This is a genomic window from Duganella sp. CF517, assembly GCF_900110275.1.
Classification (GTDB): domain Bacteria; phylum Pseudomonadota; class Gammaproteobacteria; order Burkholderiales; family Burkholderiaceae_D; genus Rugamonas.
The window spans coordinates 322,651-340,988 of the sequence record NZ_FODC01000001.1; the positions used below are offsets into that span (position 1 = coordinate 322,651).

Annotated in this window: 16 protein-coding genes; 5 read left to right on the forward strand and 11 right to left on the reverse strand. The window is 64.1% G+C overall.

All coding sequences use genetic code 11. The annotated features are described in order from the left end of the window. Window position 1: 1 nt before the first annotated feature. The 11 genes from lpxD to rpsB form a co-directional block, all read right to left on the reverse strand. Window positions 2-1,057: a UDP-3-O-(3-hydroxymyristoyl)glucosamine N-acyltransferase gene (gene lpxD / locus BMX85_RS01235; RefSeq protein WP_090313860.1), complete on the reverse strand. Its 1,056-nt coding sequence runs from the start codon at window positions 1,055-1,057 to the stop codon at window positions 2-4. Between the two features lie 23 nt (window positions 1,058-1,080). Beyond that, window positions 1,081-1,605: an OmpH/Skp family outer membrane protein gene (locus BMX85_RS01240; RefSeq protein ID WP_090313863.1), complete on the reverse strand. Its 525-nt coding sequence runs from the start codon at window positions 1,603-1,605 to the stop codon at window positions 1,081-1,083. Between the two features lie 67 nt (window positions 1,606-1,672). Beyond that, the gene (gene bamA, locus BMX85_RS01245; RefSeq protein ID WP_090313864.1) at window positions 1,673-4,009 is read right to left on the reverse strand and encodes an outer membrane protein assembly factor BamA; all 2,337 of its coding nucleotides are present in this window, start codon (window positions 4,007-4,009) and stop codon (window positions 1,673-1,675) included. A gap of 34 nt (window positions 4,010-4,043) precedes the next feature. Further along, window positions 4,044-5,471 (reverse strand): RIP metalloprotease RseP, encoded by a 1,428-nt coding sequence (rseP, locus tag BMX85_RS01250; RefSeq protein WP_090313866.1) that lies wholly within the window; start codon window positions 5,469-5,471, stop codon window positions 4,044-4,046. Then, window positions 5,468-6,649, reverse strand: coding sequence for a 1-deoxy-D-xylulose-5-phosphate reductoisomerase (gene ispC, locus BMX85_RS01255; RefSeq protein WP_090313868.1), 1,182 nt, complete (start codon window positions 6,647-6,649; stop codon window positions 5,468-5,470). The genes rseP and ispC overlap by 4 nt, the downstream gene beginning before the upstream one ends. 11 nt (window positions 6,650-6,660) lie before the next feature. Next, the gene (locus BMX85_RS01260; protein WP_090313870.1) at window positions 6,661-7,497 is read right to left on the reverse strand and encodes a phosphatidate cytidylyltransferase; all 837 of its coding nucleotides are present in this window, start codon (window positions 7,495-7,497) and stop codon (window positions 6,661-6,663) included. Further along, on the reverse strand, window positions 7,497-8,249 hold the full coding sequence (uppS, locus tag BMX85_RS01265) for a polyprenyl diphosphate synthase (protein WP_090313872.1): 753 nt from the start codon (window positions 8,247-8,249) through the stop codon (window positions 7,497-7,499). The genes BMX85_RS01260 and uppS overlap by 1 nt, the downstream gene beginning before the upstream one ends. A gap of 178 nt (window positions 8,250-8,427) precedes the next feature. Continuing rightward, the gene (frr, locus tag BMX85_RS01270; protein WP_090313874.1) at window positions 8,428-8,988 is read right to left on the reverse strand and encodes a ribosome recycling factor; all 561 of its coding nucleotides are present in this window, start codon (window positions 8,986-8,988) and stop codon (window positions 8,428-8,430) included. A 55-nt stretch (window positions 8,989-9,043) separates the two neighbouring features. Then, window positions 9,044-9,760 carry a UMP kinase gene (pyrH, locus tag BMX85_RS01275; RefSeq protein WP_090313876.1) on the reverse strand — a complete coding sequence of 239 codons (717 nt, stop codon included), beginning with the start codon at window positions 9,758-9,760 and terminating at the stop codon, window positions 9,044-9,046. 160 nt (window positions 9,761-9,920) lie between these two features. Continuing rightward, window positions 9,921-10,832 carry a translation elongation factor Ts gene (gene tsf / locus BMX85_RS01280; protein WP_090313878.1) on the reverse strand — a complete coding sequence of 304 codons (912 nt, stop codon included), beginning with the start codon at window positions 10,830-10,832 and terminating at the stop codon, window positions 9,921-9,923. A 134-nt stretch (window positions 10,833-10,966) separates the two neighbouring features. Continuing rightward, window positions 10,967-11,719: a 30S ribosomal protein S2 gene (gene rpsB / locus BMX85_RS01285; RefSeq protein WP_090313880.1), complete on the reverse strand. Its 753-nt coding sequence runs from the start codon at window positions 11,717-11,719 to the stop codon at window positions 10,967-10,969. A 285-nt stretch (window positions 11,720-12,004) separates the two neighbouring features. On the opposite strand from rpsB, the gene BMX85_RS01290 reads away from it, so the two are divergent. The 5 genes from BMX85_RS01290 to BMX85_RS01310 all read left to right on the forward strand — a co-directional run bounded on the left by BMX85_RS01290 (window position 12,005) and on the right by BMX85_RS01310 (window position 18,271). Continuing rightward, window positions 12,005-12,778, forward strand: a complete 774-nt coding sequence (locus tag BMX85_RS01290; RefSeq protein WP_090315122.1) for a 3-keto-disaccharide hydrolase — start codon at window positions 12,005-12,007, stop codon at window positions 12,776-12,778. 282 nt (window positions 12,779-13,060) lie between these two features. Next, the gene (locus BMX85_RS01295) at window positions 13,061-13,870 is read left to right on the forward strand and encodes an MHFG family PEP-CTERM protein (protein WP_090313882.1); all 810 of its coding nucleotides are present in this window, start codon (window positions 13,061-13,063) and stop codon (window positions 13,868-13,870) included. A gap of 188 nt (window positions 13,871-14,058) precedes the next feature. Continuing rightward, on the forward strand, window positions 14,059-14,895 hold the full coding sequence (gene map / locus BMX85_RS01300; RefSeq protein WP_090313884.1) for a type I methionyl aminopeptidase: 837 nt from the start codon (window positions 14,059-14,061) through the stop codon (window positions 14,893-14,895). Window positions 14,896-14,916: 21 nt separating this feature from the next. Next, a complete protein-coding gene (locus tag BMX85_RS01305) occupies window positions 14,917-17,484 on the forward strand; it encodes a [protein-PII] uridylyltransferase (protein WP_090313886.1) in 2,568 nt (855 codons plus the stop codon). A 37-nt stretch (window positions 17,485-17,521) separates the two neighbouring features. After that, window positions 17,522-18,271, forward strand: a complete 750-nt coding sequence (locus BMX85_RS01310) for a pseudouridine synthase (protein WP_090313888.1) — start codon at window positions 17,522-17,524, stop codon at window positions 18,269-18,271. Window positions 18,272-18,338 lie beyond the last annotated feature (67 nt).

Genomic DNA, 18,338 nt, shown 5'->3' on the forward strand with positions numbered 1-18,338 from the left:
ATTATTTCTCTTCTTGATTCGTCAGTGTTTTAATTGTTTTTTCCAGCGCCCGCACCTTGTCGCGCATGGCCGACAGGTTGCGCACGATGACGGCCGACTTTTCCCATTCGGCCGGGCGCGACATCGGGTAGTAGCCGATATAGGTGCCGGGTTCCGTCAGCGAGCGCGGGATCATCGTCGACGGACCGACGTTCACGTGGTCGGCGATGGTGATATGGCCGTTGATCATGGCGGCGCCGCCGAAGGTGCAGTATTTGCCCACCGTGGTGCTGCCGGCCATGCCGACGCAGCCGGCCATCGCGGTGTGCGCGCCGATGTGGCAGTTGTGGGCGATCTGGATCAGGTTGTCGAGCTTGACGCCGTCCTCGATCACCGTGTCGGCCAATGCGCCGCGGTCGACCGTGGTGTTGGCGCCGATGTCGACGTCGTCGCCGATCATCACGCGCCCGGTCTGCGGGATCTTGATGTAGACGCCCTTCTCGTTGGCGAAGCCGAAACCGTCGGTGCCGATCACGGCGCCCGAGTGGATGATGCCGCGCGCGCCGATCTGGCAATAGGCGTGGAAGGTGACGTTGGCGAAGAAGTGAGTGCCCTCGCCGATCACCGCCTCGCGCCCGATGTAGCAGCCGGCGTCGATGACGGCGTGCTCGCCGATGACGGCGCCCGCCTCCACCACCACCTTCGGTCCGATATGGGCCGTGGCGGCGATCTGCGCGCCCTCGCCGATGAAGGCGGTCGGGTGGATGCCCGCCGGCGGCACGATGGCCGTCAGCGAGTGGAAATACTGCGCCGCCTTGGCGAAGTAGACGTACGGGTTGGGGGTGACGATGCGCGCGCCGGTGTAGCCGGCGGCGATGAATTCGTCATCGGCGGGCGAGACGATCAATGCCGCCGCCGCCGTCTGCAGCGCCTGGGCGCGCAGTTTGCTGTTGCTCAGAAAGCTGATGTGCGAAACGCCGGCGTCGGTCAATGGCGCGATCCCGGTCACTTCCAGGTTCGCGTCACCCATCAACTGCCCGCCGAAGCGTTCGACCAATTCTCCCAGTCGAGTGCCCATCGGGGTATCCAATCTTGTGTGATTTATTTGTCTTTATCGAGCGCCGCCAGCACCTTGTCGGTGATGTCGATGCGCGGGCTCGCCCACACCGCGTCCTGCAGCACGATGTCGAAGCCTTCGACATTGGCCATCTGGCGGATGATCTTGGTGGCGCGGTCCGAGATGGCCTGGCGCTCCTCGTTGGTGCGCTGGCTCAGGTCTTCGCGGAACTCGCGCTGGCGGCGCTGGTATTCCTTATCGAGTTCGAACACGTCGCGCTGGCGCTTGACGCGGTCGGCCTCGGACAGCGCCGGCGCCTCTTTTTCCAGCTTGTCGGACGCCGTCTTCAGGCGCCCGGCCATCTCCTGCATGGCTTTTTCGCGGCTCTTGAACTCTTCCTGCAGCTTCTCGCTGGCCAGTTTGGCCAGCTTGGACTCGTTGTAGATGCGCTCGGGGCTGAGCCAGGCGATGCGCGAGGCCGAGGTCTGGGCCTGCACCGGCGCCAATGCACTCCAGCCCAGCGCAAGCACGGCGAGATATTTGGTCAGATTAGCGGATGCAGTCTTCAACTTGTTTCTCCGAGGTAAATATTGGTACGGTGTGCCGTAGCGGTACGCTGTAAACCACCCGCCCGCATCAGAAGCCGCTACCCATCTGGAACTGGAAGCGTTCCAGGCGGTCGCCTTCCTTGGCATTCAAAGGCTTAGCATAACTCAACTTGAGCGGACCGACCGGCGAAATCCAGCTGATCCCCAGGCCGGCCGAATAGCGCAGCTGCTGCAGGCGCATCTTCTCGCCTTCCTGGTACACCTGGCCGCCGTCGACAAAGCCGAACCAGCGCAGGCTGCGGTCCTGGCCGGAACCGGGGAACGGCAGCTGCAGCTCGGCGTTGCCGATCAGGCGCGAGGCGCCGCCCAGCGCGTCGCCGTAACGCGGATCGACCGCGCCCAGCGAGGAGCTCAGGTAGCCGCGCACCGAACCGATACCGCCGCCGTAGAAGTTTTTGAACACCGGATAGGAGCTGTCGCGCAGCCCGCGTCCGTAGTCGATCTCGCCCTTGAGCGCCAGCGTGACCTTCGAGAACAGCGGCTTGTACCACTGCTGCTCGTAGACCGCGCGGTAGTACTTCTGCTGGCCGATGATGTCCAGTTCCAGGTTGGCGCGCTGGTAGCGGCCGACCGTCGGCGTCAGCGCCGAATCGCGGCTGTCGCGCGCCCACGCCATCGTCAGCGGCACGGCGTTGGTCTTGGCGCTGCCGATGCCGCTCTGGATGCCGGTGATGTCGCGCACATACTGCTGGAAGCGGGTCGGCGAGGTGGCGTCGGTCTCGATGTTCGAGCGTTCCAGGCCGATGCCGAAGAACACCGTGTCGACTTCGGAGAACGGCACGCCGTAGCTGACGCGTCCACCCTGCTGTTTGATGGTGTAGTAACCGGTGTTGAGCGCCGGCGGTTTTTGCGTGCGCAGGTAGATCTCGTACGAGCGCGAGACGCCGTCGTCGGTGTAATACGGGTCGGTCTGCGAGAACGAGATCGTGCGGCTGTACTTGGACGTGTTCAGTTCCATGCCGACGGTGGTGCCCGAGCCGGCGAAGTTGGCCTGCTGGATCGCCGCCTGGAAGGTGAACTTCTCCGACTGCGAGAACGCGCCGCCGATCTGGAAGTTACCGGTCGGCTTTTCGACCACGGTCAGGTTGACGTCGACCTGGTCGGAGGTGCCCTGCGCCTCCGGCGTGTCGACGGTGACGTCCTTGAAGTAGCCCAGGCGGTCGACGCGGTCGCGCGACAGCTTGATCTTGTTGGCGTCGTACCAGGACGACTCGAACTGGCGGAACTCGCGGCGGATCACTTCGTCGCGCGAGGTGGTGTTGCCGGCGATGTTCATGTGGCGCACGTAGGCGCGCTTGCCCGGATCGATGAAGAAGGTGAACGCCACTTCGCGCTTGTCGCGGTTGATGTCCGGATTGGCGTTGACGTTGGCGAAGGCGTAGCCGAAGGTGCCGAGGCGGTCCGAAATGAGCTTGTTGGTGGCGGTCAGGCGCGCGCCCGAATAGGTCTCGCCGTTGCGCAGCAGGACCAGCGAGCGCAGCTCCTCCTCGCGGCCGAAGGTCTCGCCCTCGAACTTGATGCCGGAGACGGTGTACTTCTCGCCTTCGGTGATGTTGATCGTGATGTAGATGTCCTTCTTGTCCGGCGTGATCGACACCTGCGTCGAGTCGATGTTCATCTCGATGTAGCCGCGGTCGAGGTAGAACGACTTGAGCGACTCGATGTCGCCGGTCAGCTTGGTCTTGGAATACTGGTCGGCCTTGGTGTACCAGCTGAACCAGCCGCCGGTGTTGAGCGCCAGTTGCTGCTTCAATTCCTTATCGTCGAAGACCTTGTTGCCGACGATGTTGATCTGCTTGATCTTGGCGACGTCGCCCTCGTCGACCGCGAACGTGATGTTGACGCGGTTACGCTCGATCGGCGTGACGGTGGTGACGATCTTGACGCCGTACAGGCCGTGCGACAGGTACTGGCGCTTCAATTCCTGCTCGGCGCGGTCGACCGACGCCTTGTCGAAAATCTTGGCCTCGCCGACGCCGATGTCCTTGAGCGCCTTGACCAGCGTGTCCTTCTCGAATTCCTTGGTGCCGGTGAACTCCACCTTGGAGATGGCCGGGCGTTCCTCGACCAGCACCACCAGCACCTGGCCGTCCGCTTCGAGCTTGACGTCCTTGAAGAAACCGGTCGCGTACAGCGCCTTGATGGCGGTGACGCTCTTGTCGTCGTTGAAGGTCTCGCCCACCCGCACCGGCAGGTAGCTGAACACGGTGCCGGCCTCCGTACGCTGAATACCTTCGACGCGGATGTCCTTGATGACGAACGGCTCGATCGCCATGGCGCGGCCGGCGCACAGCGCCAGGACGGCGGCGCCGATCAGACTGCGGCGTAAAGAAGGTGAAGTAATACGGTCAGAATATAATTTCATTGGGGTTATTCAATGGCTAAATCAACGAACTACTTTATAAAAGCCGGGCGACGTCGTTAAATACCGCCAACAGCATTAACGTCATCAGCAAACCGATGCCAACTCGCTGTGCAATCTCGTTAAAACGTTCCGGCACAGGACGCCCAGTTAAAACTTCCAGCGAATAATACAGCAAATGCCCCCCATCTAGAACCGGAATCGGTAGCAAATTCATTACCCCTAAACTGATGCTGATGAAGGCGATAAAGCTTAAATAACTGACCACGCCCATGCGCGCGGTCTGGCCGGCGTAGTCGGCGATCGTGATCGGGCCGGTGACGTTCTTGAGCGAGACCTCGCCGACGATCATCTTGCCGATCATCTTCAGCGTCATCGTACAAGTATCCCAGACGCGGGTCATGGCCTTGCCCACCGCCTGCAGCGGCGACGATGGCACGACGATCATATCCGGCTGCAAAGCGACGTAAGCGCTGATCTTACCGACTGTTACAGTTCCTTTGCCGCTTTTTGCCTGCTCGGCCTGGGGCGTCATGGCCAGCGCGAGCGGCTGGCCGGCGCGCCGCACCACCACCTCGACCGTCTTGCCGGCCGAGGCGCGGATGATGTCGATGAAGGCGATGCCGTCGGCCACCGGCGTGCCGCCGACCGACAGCAGCAGGTCGTCGACGCGCAGGCCGGCGCGCTCGGCCGGGCCGCCGGCCAGCACCTGCTGCACCACCGGCGCCGGACGCGCCACGCCCAGGCCCAGTTTGCCCAGCACGTCGCCCTCGAGGTCGAGCGCGGCCAGCACGTCGGCCGGCAACGCGAAGTGCATGCGGCCCTGGCCCGGACGTTCGACCGTCAGGCGCGCCTCCTTCTTGTCGATGGCCGACTGCATCAGGTTCCAGCGCAGCTCGGACCAGACGGCCACCGGCTGTTCGTTGACGGCGGTGACCAGGTCGCCGCTGCGCAGGCCGGCGCGCCAGGCCGGCGTGGCCGACGGCGCGGACGGCGCGGCATCGGCCTGGTCCGCCGCCGCAGCGCCGGCGGCCAGCGCGGCCGCCTCGCCGGCGCGCACGCTGATCTTGCTGACCGGCTCTTCCACGCCATACATGTACAGGCCGGCGAACAGCACGATCGCGATCAGGAAATTGGCCAGCGGGCCGGCGGCGACGATGGCGATGCGCTTCCACACGTTCTGGCGCGTGAACTCGCGCTTCAAATCCTGCGGCGGCAGCGCCGACAGGTCGCCCTCGCGGGCGTCGAGCATCTTGACGTAGCCGCCCAGCGGCAGCGCCGACACGGCCCATTCGGTCTGGTCGGGGCCGAAGCGGCGCGACCACACCACCTTGCCCATGCCGACCGAGAAGCGCAGCACCTTGACGCCGCACCAGCGCGCCACCAGGTAGTGGCCCAATTCGTGGAAGACGATCAGGGAGCCGAGACAGACGACGAACGCCAGCACGGTTTGCAGGAAATTCATTTTGCCATCCCGGCGACGATGCTGTCGGCGGCGGCGCGCGCCAGCGCGTCCTGCGCCATGACGGCCTCGATGCTGTCGGCGGCGCCGTGCGGCAACGCGTCCATCACCTGGGCGATCACGCGGTCGATCTGGCGGAAGCCGATTTTCAGGTCGAGGAAGGCTTGCACCGCGACCTCGTTGGCCGCGTTCAGCAGCGCCGGCGCGGTGCCGCCGGCACGCAGCGCGTCGAAGGCCAGCGCCAGGCACGGGAAGCGGGCGAAGTCGGGACGCTCGAACTGCAAGGTGGCGACTTGCGTCAGGTCGAGCTGGGCGACGCCGGAGTCGATGCGCTCCGGGTAGGCCAGCGCGTGGGCGATCGGCGTGCGCATGTCGGGGTTGCCCAGCTGCGCCAGCACCGAGCCGTCGACGTACGACACCATCGAATGGATCACCGACTGCGGATGGATGACGACGTCGATGCGGTCGGCCGGGGCGCCGAACAGCCAGTGCGCCTCGATCACTTCCAGCCCCTTGTTCATCATCGTGGCCGAGTCGACCGAGATCTTGCGGCCCATCGACCAGTTGGGGTGCTTGCAGGCTTGCTCGGGCGTGACGTCTTCCAGCGTCTCGACGGCGCGCGTCAGGAACGGACCGCCGGAGGCGGTCAGCAGGATCTTGGCGACGCCGCTCGAGTCGGGAGCGCGGCCGTACGACGACGGCAGGCACTGGAAAATCGCGTTGTGCTCGCTGTCGATCGGCAGCAGCACGGCGCCCGCTTCGGCCGCCGCGTCGATGAACAGCTGGCCGGACATGACCAGCGCTTCCTTGTTCGCCAGCAGCACTTTTTTGCCGGCGCGGGCGGCGGCCAGGGTCGGCGCCAGGCCGGCGGCGCCGACGATGGCGGCCATCACGCTGTCGACCTCGGGGGCGCTGGCGATCGCGCACAGGGCCGCCTCGCCGTAGTCGACCTCGGTGGCGACGCCGGCCGCGCGCAGCAACGCGCCCAGGCGCTCGGCGGCGTCGGCCGTGCCGACCACGGCGCGCGCCGGACGGAACTGGACGCACTGCGCGGCCAGTTCGTCGACGCGGCTGTGCGCCGACAGCGCGTGGACGGAGTAGCGCTCCGGATGGCGGGCGAGCACGTCCAGCGTGGACACGCCGATCGAACCGGTGGCGCCAAGGATGGTGATGCGTTGCATAGGAATGTCTTTCAGAGCCAGGCGGTCAGCAGCGCGGCCAGCGGCAGCACGGGGATCAGCGCGTCGACACGGTCGAGCACGCCGCCGTGGCCCGGCAGCAGGTTGCTGCTGTCCTTGATGGCGGCGCGGCGCTTGAGTTGGGATTCGAACAGGTCGCCGATGACGGAGGCGGCGACGATCACCAGCAGCGCCAGCAAGGTCAACGCCCAGCCGAAGCGCGCCTGCAGTTGCACGGCGAAGGTGTCGCGCAGCCACGGCGCCAAGCCTGCCAAGATGATGGTCAGCGAGGCGATCGCCAGCACGGCGATGCCGCCGCCGATGGCGCCCTCCCACGATTTACCGGGGGAGATGGTGGGCGCCAGCTTGCGCTTGCCGAAGGCCTTGCCGGAGAAATAGGCGCCGATGTCGGCGATCCAGACCAGCGCCAGCACCGACAGCAGGTACAGCGGCGATTTCAGGTACAGGCCGACGATGGCGAAGAAGCAGGCGAAGATGGCGAAGCTGAAGGTGATCGCCATCGACCAGTTGGCCGCGCCCTTGAGCGGCGGCAGGCCCAGGCCCAGCGTCGGCGCGTAGCGGATCAGCCACAGCAGTGCGGCCACGCCGTACAGCGCGGTGACGGCGCCCGGCTTGGCGCTGTACATCAGCAGCACGAACAGGGCGCAGCTGACCACGCCGGCGACCTTGGCGGCGGTCGGCGACAGGCCGAACAGGCGCGCGCCCTCCCACATCGCGGCGCCGACGAACAGCGTCACGACCACGGCGAACGCGGGGAAATAATTGAAGAACAGGACCGGCAGCAACACCGCCAGCAAGAGCACCGCGGTAATAATCCGTGTTTTCAGCATTAGTTTTTCTTTTCCGCCAGTTGCGCGCCGGTGCGGCCGAAACGGCGCTCGCGGTGCTGGTAGGAGGCGATCGCCTCGTCGAGGCATTCGATGGTGAAATCGGGCCAGTACGTCTCGGTGAAGAACAGTTCGGTGTAGGCGAGCTGCCACAGCAGGAAATTGGAGATGCGCTGCTCGCCGCCGGTGCGGATGAACAGGTCCGGCTCGGGCGCATAGGCCATCGCCAGGTGCGGCGCCAGCTGTTCCTCGGTGAAGTTGCCGGCGCCCGGATGGGCGGCCACCATCTTGCCGACCGCCTGCATGATGTCCCAGCGCCCGCCGTAGTTGGCGCAGACGGTGACGGTCATGCGGGTGTTGTTGGCGGTTTTGCGCTCGGCGCTGGCGATCATGCCCTGCAGCTTGGCGTCAAAGCGGCTCAGGTCGCCAACCACCTTCAAGCGGATATTGTTGGCGTGCAGCTTGGACACTTCGCGGTCGAGCGCCGTGACGAACAGGCGCATCAGCAGCGATACTTCCTCTTCCGGGCGGCGCCAGTTTTCGGAGCTGAAGGCGAACAGCGTCAGGTATTCGACGCCGCGGCGGGCGCAGGCCTCGACCACGGTGCGCACCGCCTCCACGCCCTTGACGTGGCCGGCCACGCGCGGCAGAAAGCGTTTGGTCGCCCAGCGGCCGTTGCCATCCATAATGATCGCCACGTGACGCGGCACATTCGGGGCTTCCGGAACCTCAGTAGTCGAACTCGTATATTTCATGAAAACTTTGGTGCCAAAGTATAAAGTATTGCAGGTGTGACGCAAAAAGACAAGACGCCAGGACAAGATGCCAAACCAGGATGCCAAACCAGGACGCCAAAACAGGACGCCACTAAAGCGGACGCCGCCCGGACGCACAGAAGCGGCCGGGCGGCTGGCGGTCGGGGCGTCGCCGAACTTAAACCGTCAGCACTTCTTTTTCTTTTTCGACAACCATCTTGTCGATGTCGGCGATGAACTTGTCGGTCAGCTTTTGCACGTCGTCGGAGGCGCGGCGCTCGTCGTCCTCGGAGATGGCCTTGTCCTTGACCAGTTTCTTCAGCGATTCGTTGCCGTCGCGGCGGATGTTGCGCACCGCGATCTTGGCGTCCTCGGCTTCGCTCTTGACCAGCTTGACCATTTCCTTGCGGCGTTCCTCGGTCAGCGGCGGCGTCGGCACGCGGATCATGTCGCCCTGCGACGACGGGTTCAGGCCCAGGTCGGCGTCGCGGATGGCTTTTTCGATGGTCGAGGCCATTTTCTTTTCGAACGGCTGCACGCCGATGGTGCGCGCGTCCATCAGGGTGACGTTGGCCACCTGGGTCAACGCGGTCGGCGAACCGTAGTACTCGACCATCACGTGGTCGAGGATGCCGGTGTGGGCGCGGCCGGTGCGCACCTTGGCCAGATCGGCGCGCAGGGTTTCCAGCGATTTGGTCATGCGTTCTTGCGCATTCTTTTTAACGTCAGCTACGGACATTGCTGCTCTCCTGTGATCGGATATAAATAATGATGGTGTTAACTAAACAACAGCGTTAAACGTGAACCAGTGTACCCTCATCCTCGCCCATGATGACGCGTGCGAGCGCGCCCGGCTTGGTGATGGAGAACACTTTGATCGGCAGTTTCTGGTCGCGGCACAGCGCGAAGGCGGTCGCGTCCATGACTTGCAGGTGCTTGGCGATCGCTTCGTCGAAGGTGATCGAGTGGTACAAGGTGGCGTTCGGGTCTTTCTTCGGATCGGCCGTGTAGACGCCGTCGACCTTGGTGGCCTTCAGCACGATCTCGGCGCTGATCTCGGAACCGCGCAGCGCGGCGGCCGTGTCGGTGGTGAAGAACGGGTTGCCGGTGCCGGCGGCGAACACCACGACCTTGCCCTCTTCCAGGTACTGCAGCGCTTTCGGGCGCACATACGGCTCGACCACCTGCTCGATGCCGATGGCCGACATCACGCGCGCGGTGATGCCGACATGGCGCATGGCGTCGGCCAGCGCCAGCGCGTTCATGACGGTGGCGAGCATGCCCATGTAGTCGGCGGTGGCGCGGTCCATGCCTTGGGCGCCGGGGGCGACGCCGCGGAAGATGTTGCCACCGCCAATGACGATCGCCAGTTCCACGCCCATTTTCGCGACCTCGGCCACATCGGCGACCATCCGTTCGATCGTGCCGCGGTTGATGCCGTAAGGATCATCGCCCATCAGGGCTTCGCCGGACAATTTGAGGAGGACGCGCTTGTAGGCTGGTTTGGACATGAGACGGGGCTCCTAAAGTGTGTATGGGGTTGATTCAGGGAAGGCTGCCGGCGCCTATCATACCTTGAGATAGGCGCGACGGCCGCCGGGGACAACTGGTGTTACAGACAAGATTATCTTGCCGGGCTAAAAAAACGGGCCTCGCGGCCCGTTTTCACTATTAACCCTGGGAAGCGGCCATCTGAGCGGCCACTTCTGCGGCGAAGTCATCGACCTTCTTCTCGATGCCTTCACCGACGACGTACATCGTGAACGCTTTCACGGTGGTCGCTTTTTCCTTCAGCATCTGCTCGATCGACTGCTTGTCGTTCTTGACGAACGCCTGGTTCAGCAGCGACACTTCCTTCAGATACTTCTGCACCGAGCCCTCGAGGCGCTTGGCGACGATTTCCGGCGATTGCGCAGGCTTGCCGGCGGCGGCGGCGGTGGCCGCGTCCTCGTCGGCCTTCAACTGGGCGACCGAGCGCTCTTTTTCGATCAGTTCGGCAGGAACCTGGTCGGCCGACAGCGACACCGGCTTCATCGCGGCGATGTGCATGGCGACGTCTTTACCGACTTGCTCGTCGGCGCCGTCGAACTCGACCACGACACCGATACGGGTGCCGTGCAGGTACGACGCCAGCTTGGCGGTCGTTTCGAAGCGCTGGAAGCGGCGGATCGACATGTTTTCGCCGATTTTGCCGATCAAGGCGGCACGCACCTCGTCCAAGGTCTGGCCGTTGCCAGCTGGCAGGGCCAGCAGCGCGGCGACGTCGGCCGGGTTGTTTTCGGCGACCAGCTTGGCGGCGGTGTTGGCCAGGTTCAGGAAGTCGTCGTTCTTGGCGACGAAGTCGGTTTCCGAGTTCACTTCGATCAGCGCGCCCACGCCGTTGGCGATGTAGGTGGCGACCACGCCTTCGGCGGTCACGCGCGACGACGCTTTCGAGGCCTTGCCGCCCAGCTTGACGCGCAGGATCTCTTCGGCACGGCCCATGTCGCCTTCGGCTTCGGTCAGTGCTTTTTTGCATTCCATCATTGGCGCGTCCGTCTTGGCGCGCAGTTCGCCTACCATTGCTGCAGTAATCGCTGCCATAGTGTTTCTCCTGTATTCGGTATTCGGTGGAAGGGGAGCGGCCGGTAAGCCCTGCTCTACCCATTTACGTTAAAAAAAAGGGGGAGCTGTTGGCCACCCCTTTTTCCTCACAGCTTACAGCTAGCTAGGAACAATTAAGCCTGTTCGTTCACTTCGACGAATTCGTCGCCTGCTGCGGCTTTGACCATTTCAACTACTTCGTTACCGGCGGCTGCACGGCCTTCCAGGATCGCATCTGCAACGCCACGGGCGTACAGCGTGATGGCTTTCGACGAGTCGTCGTTGCCTGGAATGACGTACTGAACGCCTTCTGGCGAGTGGTTGGTATCGACCACGCCGATAACCGGGATGCCCAGTTTCGCGGCTTCGGTGATGGCGCCTTTATGGTAGCCAACGTCAACGACGAAGATTGCGTCAGGAACGCCGCCCATGTCCTTGATACCGCCGATCGATTTTTGCAGCTTGATCATTTCGCGTTGGAACATCAGCGCTTCTTTTTTCGACAGCTTCTCAACCGAACCGTCTTCGATCTGGGCTTCCATGTCTTTCAGGCGCTTGATCGAGGTCTTGATGGTTTTGAAGTTGGTCAGCATGCCGCCGAGCCAACGCTGATCGACGAAAGGAACACCTGCGCGTGCCGCTTCGGCAGCGATGATTTCGCGGGCTTGACGCTTGGTGCCGACCATCAGGATGGTGCCGCGGTTCGAAGCAACCTGCTTCACGTGTTTCATCGCTTCTTGATACATACCCATCGTCTTTTCCAAGTTGATGATATGGATCTTGTTGCGGTGACCGAAGATGAACGGTGCCATCTTTGGGTTCCAGAAACGGGTTTGGTGACCAAAGTGGACACCGGCTTCCAGCATTTCGCGCATCGTTACGGACATATTTAACTCCAGGGTTGGGTCTGGAATCCGATCAGTCACCATAGAGGCACCCTTGTCGATCGGATTCGCGTTTATGAATAAACAATATTGACTACTTTATTGCCTGAACCGAAAGTCAAATCCAAGCAACCCGAGATTCTACCCTGAAAACAGCCACTTAGGCAAGTCCGGCGGCGCCTTCGCGGGCGATCGGACGGGGCGAATCCACCGCATGCGCAAAAATGGCGAATGTTGCTGGTAAACTCGCTGCGCGCGCCCCGCAGCCACCCGCCCGATAGGAAACTTATGCAAATCACATCCGTTTATGCGAGCGTCGTGCTCGCCTGCTTGCAGCTCTCGGCCGCCTCGGCCGCACAGCCGGACCCTGCCGCGACCGAACTGTGGACACCAGAGCCGGCCAGGGTGACGCCGGGCGACGGCGCCAAGCCGCCATCGGATGCCATCGTGCTGTTTGGCGGCGCCAGTCTGGAAGAATGGATGTCGACCGACGCCAAGCCGGTCGCGGCCAAGTGGCCGGTGGCCGACGGTGCGTTCAAAGTGCGCAGCGGCGCCGGCCACATCCAGACACGGCGCGACTTCCTCGATTACCAGCTGCACATCGAATGGCGTACGCCGGCCGATGTCGTGGGCACCGGCCAAAGTCGCGGCAACAGCGGGGTATTCCTGGCGGCCACCGGTCCGGCACTGCGCGGGTACGAGCTGCAGGTGCTCGACTGCGCGGCGAACCAGACTTATGTCAACGGCCAGGCGGCCAGCATCTATAAACAGCTTGCTCCGCTGGTAAATGCCTGCCGTCCGAATGGCGCGTGGCAAAGTTATGACATCCTGTGGACCGCCCCGCGCTTTCTTGCCGATGGCACGCTGCGCAGCCCGGCCCGTGTGACGGCATTCCATAACGGGGTACTGGTGCAATGGAACGCCGAGCTCACGGGTGAAACGGTGTACGCGGGAACGCCCCGGTATTTCCCGCATGGCCGCTCACCGATCATGCTGCAGGACCACGGGGACAAGGGGCCGGGCGTCGAGTTCAGGAATATCTGGGTGCGCGAACTTGAATGAGGCACCAACAATTCCGGCACACATGCTTGCAAATCCGATAAGTTCCAGAACCCTGCCCCCGCGCCGCGCGCCACCCTGCCCTGGACAACAATCTCGAATCGCGACGGCAATACAACGCGGCAAACGTTAAATTGTAACATTCGGGAATTTATTGTTCTGTATCGCGCGGAATTTATCCAATTTGTAATATCATTTGCCAAAGTTTAGTGCCTCGGCATTAAGATACTTGCTATTCTGTAATATCTGATAAAATTGCAATGTTGTGTCCCGGAGATTGTCTCGATGTCTACCCTTTTTGCCATTACCCTTGCGGCTGCCGCCACCGTACAACCCAGCTGTTCGTGGGACCGGCCGGGCGCCAATCCGTATACCGGCAATGCCGACGCCGCGATCGACCGCTATACGGACATTCCGGAACGCACCCGCGTCAAGCTCAAGCACCGGCTCAACTATGGCAATCCCGACGAGACCGTCAACATCACGCGCGACGCGATCACCGGCAAATACGTCTATGACGCTGAAATCCGCGACATGCACTTCGGCGCCGCCTCGGTCTGCCATACCGTCACCCGCAGCAAGTGGGCCGCAAGCCGCAACGAGCCGGGCGCCGTCTACTGCGTCGACCAACATTGCATTTTGGTACCAAAAATCTGCGGTAACGTCAGCCGCATCGTGCGCCCGCGCCCGGCCGTGGCGCAAGTGCCGCCACCCGCCGCCGAAGCGCCGCCGAACTGGAGCGAGCATGTCGGCGACACCGACCTCGGCCTGGTGGACGCGCCCATCGTGGAAGACGTGCCCAACCTGCGCACCGCCGGCTTCCTGCCGGCGCCGGTCGCCATGGCGCCGGTCGAGGAACGCACGATCGAAGGCCCTGGCGGCTTCGGCCGTCCGGTCCCGGGCAACCAGCCGATCTTCCCGGGCGGCAGCGTGCGTCCGTTGACGCCGCCGGCGCCGGGCGTGCCGCCGGTCACCCCGGTACCCGAACCGGAAACCTACGCCATGCTGCTGAGCGGCCTGGGCCTGCTGGGCTTCGCCGCCCGCCGCAAACGCCGCGCCGCCGCGGCCGCGGCCGCCGCAGGCAAGGCCGCCTAAGCCCGCGGCCGCGGCGCGCCGGGACCGAACAGGGACCGAACAGGGACCGATTCCACCACAGACCGGTCGCTGCCGCACGCGACGTCCCCCGCGTCGTTTATAATTTCAGCATATTTGCACGCCGCGAGGGACGAAAGTCCGCTCGCCGCCTGCGTTTTTACCGTTTACCTTGCTGATTGCGATCCTCTATGTCTATCTCCATCAAATCCGCCGAAGATATCGCCGGCATGCGCGTGGCCGGCCGCCTGGGCTCCGAAGTGCTGGACTACATCACCCCCTTCGTCAAGGCCGGCGTGACCACCGGCGAGCTGGATCGCCTCTGCCACGAATACATGGTCAACGTCCAGGGCACGATCCCGGCGCCGCTGAACTACTGCCCGCCCGGCTACACGCCGTACCCGAAGGCGATCTGCACCTCGGTCAACGACGTCATCTGCCACGGCATCCCGGGCGACAAGGTGCTCAAGAGCGGCGACTCGGTCAACCTCGACATCACCGTCATCAAGGATGGCTACCACGGCGACAACAGCCGCATGTTCCTGATCGGCGAGCCGTCGATCATGACCAAGCGCCTGTCCGACATCACCTATGAATGCATGTGGCTGGGCATCGCCAAGGTCAAGCCTGGCGCGCACCTGGGCGACATCGGCCACGCGATCCAGCAGCACGCCGAAAAAGCCGGCTACAGCGTGGTGCGCGAGTTCTGCGGCCACGGCATCGGCAAGATCTTCCACGAAGAGCCGCAGGTGCTGCACTACGGCCGTCCCGGCACGCTCGACGAGCTCAAGCCGGGCATGATCTTCACCATCGAACCGATGATCAACGCCGGCAAGCGCGAGATCCGCGAAATGGGCGACGGCTGGACCATCAAAACCAAGGACCGCAGCCTGTCGGCGCAGTGGGAACACACGATCCTGGTCACCGAGACCGGCTACGAGGTGCTGACCCTGTCGGCCGGCAGCCCGCCGCCGCCCGCCTTCATCCTGAACGCCGATGCGTCGGCCGCACCGGCCGTGGCGGCGTAAGCGCGCATGTCGGCGGCCGTCATGAAGAACGAGCTGCGCGAGCAGCTCAAGCGCCAGCTCAAGGCCGAACGCCAGATCGTCATCGCCGGCTTCCAGGCCGACGGCATGCCGGAAAAGCTGCTGCGCAGCCTGCGCCAGAGCGTCGACGCGGTCTTGACGACGGCCTGGCACGAGGCGCGCCTGCCGGCCAACACGGCGCTGGTGGGCGTCGGCGGCTACGGGCGCGGCGAACTGTTCCCCTATTCCGACGTCGACCTGCTGATCCTGCTCGAGGAGGCGCCCGACGCCCCCACCACCGCCAAGCTGGAAGAGCTGGTGCAGCTGCTGTGGGACCTGGGCCTGGAGATCGGCCACAGCATCCGCACCGTCGATGAATGCCTGACCGAGTCGGCGGCCGACATCACCGTGCAAACCAGCCTGCTCGAGGCGCGCGTGATCTGCGGCGACGAGCAACTATTTGAACAGCTGCAGCGCCGCTACGACGCCGCGATGGACCCGCGCGCCTTCTACCACGCCAAGCTGCTGGAGATGCGCCAGCGCCACGCCAAGTACGAGGACACCGCCTTCAGCCTGGAGCCGAACTGCAAGGAAAGCCCGGGCGGCCTGCGCGACCTGCAGGTGATCCTGTGGCTGGTCAAGGCCGCCGGCTTGGCCAACTCGTGGCGCACGCTGGCTACCAGCGGCCTGATCACGCAGACCGAGGCCAAGCAGCTGATGGAGAAGGAACGCGCCTTCAAGGACATCCGCGTGCGCCTGCACCTGCACGCGGGCCGGCGCGAGGACCGCCTGGTGTTCGACATCCAGACCGCGATCGCCGAGTCGCTGGGCCTGCAGGCCACCGGCAGCGGTCCCGGCATGCGCCGCGCCAGCGAATACCTGATGCAGCGTTATTACTGGGCCGCCAAGACCGTCACCCAGCTCAACACCATCCTGCTGCAAAACATCGAGGAACGGCTGTTCCCGCAGGAAGAGCTGGCCGTGCCGATCAACGAGCGCTTCAACGATTTGAACGGCCTGATCGACATGCGCGAGGACGACACCTTCGCCCGGCGGCCGCCGGCCATCCTCGAAATCTTCGTGCTGATGACCGAGCGTCCGTCGCTCAAGGGCATGACCTCGCGCACCATGCGCGCGCTGTGGCACGACCGCTTCCTGATCGACACCGCCTTCCGCGCCGACCCGGCCAACCGCGCGCTGTTCCTGCGCATCCTGCAGGCGCCGCAAGGCATCATCCACGCGCTGCGCCGCATGAACGATTTGTCGATCCTGGGCCGCTACCTGCCCAACTTCCGCAAGATCGTCGGCCAGATGCAGCACGACCTGTTCCATGTGTACACGGTCGACCAGCACATCCTGATGGTGGTGCGCAACATGCGCCGCTTCACGATGGCCGAGCACGCGCACGAGTACCCGTTCTGCAGCCAGTTGATGGCCAACTTCGCGCAGCCGTGGCTGTTGTACCTGGGCGCGCTGTTCCACGACATCGCCAAGGGACGCGGCGGCGACCACTCCAAACTGGGCACGGTCGACGCCCAGCAGTTCTGCACCGAGCACGGCATGAGCGCCGAGGACACCGAGCTGGTGGTGTTCCTGGTCGAGCAGCACCTGGCCATGTCGCAGGTGGCGCAGAAGCAGGACCTGTCGGACCCGGACGTCATCGCCGCCTTCGCCAAGACGGTCGGCGACGAGCGCCACCTGACCGCGCTGTACCTGCTGACGGTGGCCGACATCCGCGGCACCAGCCCCAAGGTGTGGAACGCGTGGAAGGCCAAGCTGCTCGAGGACCTGTACCGCATCACCTTGCGCGTGCTGGGCGGCGAGCCGCACAGCGCCGACCACGAACTGAAAAACCGCCAGCAGGAAGCGCTGGCCACCCTGCGCCTGTACGGCCTGGGGCCGGACGCGCACGAGGCCTTCTGGCGCCAACTCGACGTCGCCTATTTCCTGCGCCACGACGCCTCCGACATCGCCTGGCAGACGCGCGCGCTGTACGACCGCTTCACCAGCGACAAGCCGGTCGTCAAGTGCCGCCTGGCGCCGATCGGCGAAGGCTTGCAGATCGCCGTCTACATCCGCGACCAGCCGGACCTGTTCGCGCGCATCTGCAGCTACTTCGACCGCAAGAACTTCAGCATCCTGGATGCCAAGATCCACACCACGCGCCACGGCTACGCGCTCGACACCTTCCTGGTGACCGAGCAGAACTTCGCCAAGAGCTACCGCGACATCATCAACCTGATCGAGCACGAGCTGTGCGGCGCGCTGACCCATCCGGAGCCGCTGACCACGCCCGGCAAGGGCCGCCTGTCGCGCCTGTCGCGCACCTTCCCGATGCAGCCGACGGTGGACCTGCGCCCGGACGAGCGCGGGCAATACTACTTGCTGTCGATCGCCGCCAACGACCGCACCGGCCTGCTGTACTCGATCGCCAACGTGCTGGCCAAGTACCGCGTCAACCTGCATACGGCCAAGGTCATGACCCTGGGCGAGCGGGTCGAGGACGTGTTCCTGATCGACGGCGCGGCGCTGGGCAATGCGCGCAGCCAGCTGCAGCTGGAAACCGATCTGCTCGAGGCGATCAAGGTTTAGATCGGCATTACCCCACCATCATTTATAGAAAAGCATCATGTCAGAAGAATTATTACGCCTGTCCAAGCGCATGTCCGAGCTGGGCCTGTGCTCGCGCCGCGAAGCCGACGAGTGGATAGCGCGCGGCTGGGTCCGTGTGGACGGCCAGGTCGTTTCCGAGCTCGGCAGCAAGGTTTACCCGAGCCAGAAGGTCACCGTCGAGCGCCAGGCCGCCGCCGAGCAATCGAAGCGCGTGACGGTGCTGATCAACAAGCCGATGGGCTACGTCAGCGGCCAGGCCGAGGACGGCTACCAGCCGGCCGTGGTGCTGGTCAAGCCGGAAAACCGCTGGCCGGACGATCCGTCGCCGGAGCTGTTCCACCCTACCCAGCTGCGCTCGCTGGTGCCGGCCGGCCGCCTCGACATCGATTCGGTCGGCCTGCTGGTGCTGACCCAGGACGGCCGCGTGGCCAAGCACCTGATCGGCGAGACCACCAGCGTCGACAAGGAATACCTGGTGCGCGTGGAGTACACCAAGCCGGGCAAGCTGCCCGACAGCGACCTGAAAAAACTCAACCACGGCCTGTGGATGGACGGCAAACCGCTGCTGCCGGCCAAGGTGCGCTGGCAAAACGACGACCAGCTCAGTTTTACGCTGCGCGAGGGCAAGAAGCGCCAGATCCGCCGCATGTGCGACATGGTCGGCCTGAAAGTGATCGGGTTGAAAAGGGTACGCATCGGCAAGGTCAAACTGGGCGACCTGCCGGTCGGCCAATGGCGCTACCTGCGTCCCGAAGAACAGTTCTAAGCGGCGGCGCGGGGGCGCCGGTGGCGCCCCGCCCGGCCGCGCGTGGATCAAACCGCACATTCAGCGA

Coding starts and splice junctions, on each gene's coding strand:
- lpxD (WP_090313860.1), bottom strand. CDS start 1,057: ATGGGCACTCGACTGGGAGAATTGGTCGAACGCTTCGGCGGGCAGTTG.
- bamA (WP_090313864.1), bottom strand. CDS start 4,009: ATGAAATTATATTCTGACCGTATTACTTCACCTTCTTTACGCCGCAGT.
- rseP (WP_090313866.1), bottom strand. CDS start 5,471: ATGAATTTCCTGCAAACCGTGCTGGCGTTCGTCGTCTGTCTCGGCTCC.
- ispC (WP_090313868.1), bottom strand. CDS start 6,649: ATGCAACGCATCACCATCCTTGGCGCCACCGGTTCGATCGGCGTGTCC.
- BMX85_RS01260 (WP_090313870.1), bottom strand. CDS start 7,497: ATGCTGAAAACACGGATTATTACCGCGGTGCTCTTGCTGGCGGTGTTG.
- uppS (WP_090313872.1), bottom strand. CDS start 8,249: ATGAAATATACGAGTTCGACTACTGAGGTTCCGGAAGCCCCGAATGTG.
- frr (WP_090313874.1), bottom strand. CDS start 8,988: ATGTCCGTAGCTGACGTTAAAAAGAATGCGCAAGAACGCATGACCAAA.
- pyrH (WP_090313876.1), bottom strand. CDS start 9,760: ATGTCCAAACCAGCCTACAAGCGCGTCCTCCTCAAATTGTCCGGCGAA.
- tsf (WP_090313878.1), bottom strand. CDS start 10,832: ATGGCAGCGATTACTGCAGCAATGGTAGGCGAACTGCGCGCCAAGACG.
- rpsB (WP_090313880.1), bottom strand. CDS start 11,719: ATGTCCGTAACGATGCGCGAAATGCTGGAAGCCGGTGTCCACTTTGGT.
- BMX85_RS01290 (WP_090315122.1), top strand. CDS start 12,005: ATGCAAATCACATCCGTTTATGCGAGCGTCGTGCTCGCCTGCTTGCAG.
- BMX85_RS01295 (WP_090313882.1), top strand. CDS start 13,061: ATGTCTACCCTTTTTGCCATTACCCTTGCGGCTGCCGCCACCGTACAA.
- map (WP_090313884.1), top strand. CDS start 14,059: ATGTCTATCTCCATCAAATCCGCCGAAGATATCGCCGGCATGCGCGTG.
- BMX85_RS01305 (WP_090313886.1), top strand. CDS start 14,917: ATGAAGAACGAGCTGCGCGAGCAGCTCAAGCGCCAGCTCAAGGCCGAA.
- BMX85_RS01310 (WP_090313888.1), top strand. CDS start 17,522: ATGTCAGAAGAATTATTACGCCTGTCCAAGCGCATGTCCGAGCTGGGC.